This window comes from Thermoleptolyngbya sp. C42_A2020_037, assembly GCF_015272455.1.
Taxonomy (GTDB): domain Bacteria; phylum Cyanobacteriota; class Cyanobacteriia; order Elainellales; family Elainellaceae; genus Thermoleptolyngbya.
The window spans coordinates 346,325-352,469 of the sequence record NZ_JACYLP010000048.1; the positions used below are offsets into that span (position 1 = coordinate 346,325).

General features: G+C 50.4%; 5 protein-coding genes. 2 read left to right on the forward strand and 3 right to left on the reverse strand.

Features of this window, described 5'->3' with window-relative positions; translation table 11 throughout:
- Positions 1–113 precede the first annotated feature (113 nt).
- On the reverse strand, positions 114–1,913 hold the full coding sequence (locus tag IGS16_RS17790) for a GMC oxidoreductase (RefSeq protein WP_297087676.1): 1,800 nt from the start codon (positions 1,911–1,913) through the stop codon (positions 114–116).
- Positions 1,914–2,448: 535 nt separating this feature from the next.
- Between IGS16_RS17790 and IGS16_RS17795 the strand changes: the two genes are divergently transcribed.
- Positions 2,449–2,748, forward strand: a complete 300-nt coding sequence (locus tag IGS16_RS17795) for a hypothetical protein (protein ID WP_297087677.1) — start codon at positions 2,449–2,451, stop codon at positions 2,746–2,748.
- Between the two features lie 480 nt (positions 2,749–3,228).
- On the opposite strand, the gene IGS16_RS17800 is transcribed toward IGS16_RS17795, so the two are convergent.
- Positions 3,229–3,399, reverse strand: coding sequence for a hypothetical protein (locus IGS16_RS17800; protein WP_297087679.1), 171 nt, complete (start codon positions 3,397–3,399; stop codon positions 3,229–3,231).
- 380 nt (positions 3,400–3,779) lie between these two features.
- Between IGS16_RS17800 and IGS16_RS17805 the strand changes: the two genes are divergently transcribed.
- Complete coding sequence (locus tag IGS16_RS17805) at positions 3,780–4,916, forward strand: DNA cytosine methyltransferase (RefSeq protein ID WP_297087682.1); 1,137 nt, start codon at positions 3,780–3,782, stop codon at positions 4,914–4,916.
- A gap of 22 nt (positions 4,917–4,938) precedes the next feature.
- Here the strand turns inward: IGS16_RS17805 and IGS16_RS17810 are convergent, their stop codons facing one another.
- Entirely contained in the window at positions 4,939–5,646 is a 708-nt protein-coding gene (locus IGS16_RS17810) for a hypothetical protein (protein WP_297087684.1), read from the reverse strand.
- Positions 5,647–6,145: the final 499 nt, after the last annotated feature.

Below are 6,145 nucleotides of genomic sequence, written 5' to 3' on the forward strand. Positions count from 1 at the left end.
CTGCTTCCCCAGCTTGAGGATTCGCGATAAAGCTGAAAAGCGGGATGGTTCGAGGCGCTGTGCCTAGCCGTCCCGCTTTTCGTTCCCAAGTTTTAATTCTCCAACTCGAATCGCTAAACCAGCGTCACCTGCTTCAGATGCTCCGCCAGACGGATGGCCATTGCTGCCAGCGTCAGCGTTGGGTTGGCGGCGGGCGACGAGGGAAATACCGACAGGTCGCAGACATAGAGATTGTCGTACCCCAGAAACTTGAGGTTGGTGTCTACTACGCCATCGTTGAGCGCTACACCATCCTGTGTTTCGCCGCTCATTCGCAGCGTGCCGACTTCATGGGCAACGCCGCCCAATCCGGCGGGCTTGAGGCTGAGGTCGTTGCCCACCAGCGGCTGTCCCCCCAGCGCGGCAATCAGCTGATCTTTGAGTCGATTCATCTCGGCAAACAGCGCCCCATCCACCGGGCAGGGCTGCATCTGCACCACAGGTCTGACGTAGGACGGCCCCAACTGCCGCACGGTATTTTGCTCCATCAGCGGCGCATCCAGCAAAAACACGATTTCGCAGAGCATGACGTTGCCCCGCTCGCGCCGATGTCGCTCCAGTAGTTCCAGATCCACATAGCGCCCCTGGTTAAAGTCCGCGCCAAACTCCAGCACGATATTGAACGGATTGGGCCCTTCGCGATATTGACACAGCACCTTGCTGGAAGAGGTGGGGTCGTAAAGCTCGGCAGTGGCAGGCAGGACAAAATGCGTGAAGAAAATGGGATGGTCGGTGATGCCAACGCCGATTTTGCCGTTGGGGTCGCTGAGTCTGCTGAGTTGGGCGATTTTAGCGCTTTCGATAGTGCCCGCTGCCAGGACGACCTGCTTTGCTTGATAGCAGCGCTCTTGCTGGGCGATCAGGTCGTAGGCAACCACCTGCGTGACCGATGTGCCTGCCGTTTCGACCCGCACCACGGGATGGTTGAGGTTGATGGAGAGGTTTTGATTGCCCTGGGGACCGTTGGTTAGCATCGACTCCATCAGCAGATCTGCCGTAGAAAACATGCCCGTGGGAATAGTGCTGAGGTCTTGCGTGTTGGAATATTGCACCGCCATCGGCGCATCGAAGTGGTTGAACTGGTCGAGGGTCTGCTGCAAAAAGCGCTTGACCCGGCGGCGGTAGGGCGTGGGCGGCAGTGGCACGCGGTTCATCAGGTCTTCGGCCTGCTGATAGCCGCCGTCTTCTAGGAACCAGCGGACGCTGCGGGGCCAGGACTCCATTTCCCAGGTGGTCATGCGCGGAATCAGCCCGCCCCAAAAGAGCGATCGCCCGCCCAGGTTAAAGGCTTGCCCTCCGTCGAATTGGGAGCCATAGCCGTTGGCGTAGTTGGTGACTTTGAACTCGTCGTAGAGGCTCCAGACGTGCTTGTCAAACTGACCGATGCGGTGCTGGCGTGGCAGATTGGCAGTGTGAGTAGGAAACAGATAGCTGCCCGCCTCCAGCACCAACACATCCATGCCGCGATTGGAAAGCTGATCGGCCAGGATGCCGCCGCCAATGCCAGAGCCAATCACAATCACGTCAAATAGATGGGCTTCGTCCAGGTTGGGCGGAAAGAACATCTGCTGGACATGACCGTTTTCCACGACCATTTCCTGAATTGGCGGAAACTGAATGTCTGGCTCTTGATAGAAAAAGTCGCTCCCCGCTTGGGGCTGGATGAACCGATCGGCTCCAGTCATCCAGTAGGTGCGCTCTAGCACAAACTTGAAGGTGAGTCCGTTGGGGTAGCGGGCTTCCGGCAGCTCAAACCGCCATTCGCCGCTGTCATAGATGCCGGGGAGGTCTTTGTCCCAGCCGTCGATGTTGTTTCGCAGCGTAATCAGGCGATCGGGGCGATAGTTAACGGTTCTAAAGCGGATGGTGAACATGGGGGCTTGTTTCCTCCAAGGGGGCTTGCATAAAAAGGCGGCGCTAGCCAGCGACGAACCCTTTCATGCAGATCTCCAGCGCGATCGCCCCAAAATCCCGAAAGATAAGATAGGTCTATGTCAAAAAGCAAAGACATTAGATCGACCCCAGCCTCAGAAGATTGCTCGGCGCTGCACAAAGGGGCGATCGCCCTTCCCAGACCTCCCGGATATTCTTATCCCACAAAATTGGGCTGAGAAAATCGTGCTAAAAAATATGGGGCGGTGATGCTTGGCGATCGCCCGTCCTATGCTGTAATATATTGCGCCATAGCTGTCGTGCGAGCAGCTTGTTTTCCCCCGAAATTTTGGTCGTTTAGTCACTTACGGCGCTGGCAGGTGTTAGCAGCACCCACCAACGCCTGACCCCTCGACAGCTTGTGCCTGTCTCAGGGCTGCGTCCATTGTAGGCCGCCCTGTCCCAGCGCTTCACCTCCGGGGGCGGCCAACATTTCGGGGTTTCCTACCCCACTCGTTTCCAAGGAGGAAACCCCAAATGCTGACAATTCAATACACCTGGTCGTCCCCACGCTCGGAGGCGACCCAGTTTTCGCTGCCCCCGCTCACCTGCGAACTGCCCCACCGTCGCCGCCTGCGCCACTACATCATCGGCCTGCCCGAAGACGCGCAACTGGCGATCGACCGGCTGCACCTGCTCCGCTACGCCGAACGCTTTGAGTGGACCCGCGCCCTGGAATTCCCGCCCAACGGCATCGTCCTCAACGCCGAGCAACCCGGCGAAGTGCTGCGCTGCCTGCACCGTGAAGTCCGGAGCAACCCTGGCGTGAATGAGTAAGAACAGATAAGGTCGATTTTGGGTTTTGGATTTTGGCGGCCGAGTCTGTCAATCCAAAATCCAAACTCCCCAATCTAAAATCCCCAATCCCCAATCGAAAATTTCAAACAGGGCAACTGCACCTAACGCTGCATCGCGCCTATTCATCAGCCCCACTTATCTGAAGCCTTTGTAAAGCCATCTGCCTAATTCCCAGAATCAGGGATATTATGCGGATAATCGTCTGCCTATCTACCCAATTTGGGATCTTAGACAGATCTCAATCAGCCTATCTACCCAATTTGGGATCTTAGACAGACGGATTTCAGCCTAATTGCCCTCTGCGGGGTAGATAGGCAGACAGGATCAGTCTAATTAATAGTTAGCCCTCAGCGCTCTGGTTCTGTCAGCTTGTCGGTGGGTAGGCGATTCGCCCCCCACTTGCAGAGGCTCGGTTCTTCGAGATCCGGGTCAAGCCGCACACTCCCAACAGCTTTCGGGTCAGCCGCAAAGGTTGAGCAGCGACAGACTTGGGTCAGTAGTTCGAGGTTCCAAAAGGTATCCGGGGGGCGATCGCCCAGAGGTGCGGGTGCTGAGAGAGACGGGCGATCGCCCAGAGGTGTTGGTGTTGGGAGATGAAGGGCGATCGCGAAGGCTAACACCTCGCTGCAACGGACGGAACAGAGATCCTGGCTGAAACCGAGAGCCACTGAACGCCGTTGAGCTACACCGTTATGCCGCTTAATCCTCGGTGGGGACATACCCGAAATCGTGCTTGTCAGCATCTAAGATAGTCCGGTTCAGCAAACTCACAAATTTACCCGGACAATTGGGAACAGGGATAGTCTTGCTCCACGCACTTACCTCAACCACGCCAAGACGATGCTGGTTGTAGATATAGCTTCTAACATTCTTCTCTGTTCCAACTACCAGGATTGTGAGGACAGAGGGATCTGAATTACTAAAGCTCTCAAGATTGAACATAGCAAGGATGGTGTACTAATGTATGCTTAGGTGATTGACAATACTTTTGAATACTATAGTATTCAAGCATGGAACACAAGCTTATTGATTTATTTGCTGGCGCGGGTGGTCTAACTACAGGGTTTCACCTTGCAGGTTTTGACTCTTTGTGTGCTGTTGAGCTAGAGCCTAAAGCTTTAGCAACTTATAGATATAACTACCCAAATACTAAGGTTGTCAATCAAGATATTCGCAAGGTCAATCCTTTGGAGTTGCGAGAGACTTTAGGCTTACGACAGGAAGAGTTAACAGCTCTAATAGGTGGTCCTCCATGCCAAGGATTTTCAAGGAATATCCCTGCTGGTTATCGCTATTTGGATGATTCCCGTAACCAGCTATATCGAACATTCTTAGAATTTGTACAGGCATTCAAGCCTTTATATGTTGTGATGGAGAATGTGCCTGAAATTTTGAAGGCTTACGATGGTGTTGTCAGGAATGAGATTACTGAACAACTTGAGAAACAAGGCTACAAAGTGATTTCTGAATCACTGAATTCTGCAAATTATGGTGTGCCACAGACTAGATCGAGAGCTTTTTTCTTAGCTAGTTTAGACAAAACGCCTCAATTGCCTGAGCCTACCCATTTTGGCGATATTAGGGGTGATTATAGAAATGTAAAATCCTGTAACCAATTAGATCTTCTGAAACCAGATATGTCTTCGATTGTCACCGTCAAGGATGCTATTGGAGATTTACCACCTTTAGATGCGGGACAGGAATATGATGCTAAAGTTTATCCCTGTTCTCCTCATACTGCGTACCAAGCAATGCTGCGATATGGAAGTACAAACATTGTCAATCACGTTGCTCGTGCTTTGAGTCCTGTTCAAATGGCGAGAGTTACAGTTCTTGAGGAGGGGCAAGATGCTAGAGATTTGCCGCCTGAATTAGCCCCTAAAAAGCACTACAGTGGCGCATATGGAAGACTTTACTGGGATAAACCTGCAAGAACGATTACAAGATGGGTCTTTCATCCGGGATCTGGTAGGTTTTTTCATCCAACCCAAAATCGAACTATCACAATCCGTGAAGCTGCAAGGTTACATTCGTATCCAGACACTTTCCACTTTTTAGGAAGTTACACTGATATGGCTTCTCAAATTGGGGAGTCTGTTCCTCCTCTTTTAGGAAAGGCGATCGCTACAACCATTCTTCAATCTTGAGTTACTCATTAGAATCTACATTTCAAGAGTTTTCTTCGTTCTTATCTCTTAATGCAGATAAGATAGCTTGAACATAGTAACTAGGTGTAAGGCGGACTCGCTCGATCCTGATTAGAACTGCTGCTTCAGGTATAACTCTGAACCTAAAAAGCTGCTTCTGGTTCTTATACCAAATTAGTTGAGCTTGACCGTCAATACTTCCTTGCAAGCCAACTCCAGTTTTTCCAGTTTTTTTATTAGTTGTCCAAGCCCACGAAAAAAGTGATGGGTCTAATTGACCAAGGGGATACTCACAGTAGATGTATTCCGTACCGTGGATTTTCTTCAGCAATATTCCCTCATAACTGGTTTCAACCTTTTGCTTTAAAGAGTCCTTTTCTACTTTTTGATTCCAATGCCTAACAATTGCTTCTCCAAGCTCATCTGGTGAGGAATTTTCATTGAGTCCTGGGAACCCAAGCTCATCTGCTTTCTTAATGACATCCGCTCGCTGAATCACATAGGAGTATATTGTGCCAACGCTGAAATCAGCTTTTTTATTTACTTGTAAAGACTTAAGTGACCAGCCAATTGAAGTTGCAGGATCAACAGCATCGTAGAGGAGTTTGCTCCGCCCTAGCGCTGGATCAGCTAAAGAAATATCCTTGACATAGTGAAAAATGGCTTCCCAAGTGTAATCTTCTATTGAACCAATAAGTGCAGAGGTGTTGAAAGATAGCTCAACATACAAAAAATGGGGGCAGAATGTAGTATTCTAGCCCCCAACAAACAAAAACAATACGTAAGATGCTACTGTCATTTCCTGCACTTGTCAAATCGATACTCAAGCAGTTGTGCCCCCACAACTACCCTATTTTGAACTCTCGCTTGTTCTTTGAAATCTGGTTAACCTTCGTTTTAGACCAGAGCTTAACGAGCATGAGGAGCTTGTTCTATCGTCTCAACAAATCAGGAATCAAGGTTGACATTTCCACCTTTTCTAAAGCCTGCAAGACTCGACAGGATGAACACTTTTGTCGCATCTATACTGACCTTATAGGACGGCTAAAACGAAAAAATACAGCGACGGCACAGATGCTGTTTCCAATTGACTCAACGGTCATCACATTGACGAGCAAGCTGTTTTGGATGCAAGGTTATCATCAAGTCAAATTGCTCAGCGGGGTCAACTTAACCTGGTTGACTGACAAAAATTGACTTTAAGAGCCGGAATACCCTGCTGCGAGGTG

What these genes read in the sequence shown, in the direction of transcription:
- IGS16_RS17790 (WP_297087676.1), bottom strand. Translation starts at nt 1,913, where the DNA reads ATGTTCACCATCCGCTTTAGAACCGTTAACTATCGCCCCGATCGCCTG.
- IGS16_RS17795 (WP_297087677.1), top strand. Translation starts at nt 2,449, where the DNA reads ATGCTGACAATTCAATACACCTGGTCGTCCCCACGCTCGGAGGCGACC.
- IGS16_RS17805 (WP_297087682.1), top strand. Translation starts at nt 3,780, where the DNA reads ATGGAACACAAGCTTATTGATTTATTTGCTGGCGCGGGTGGTCTAACT.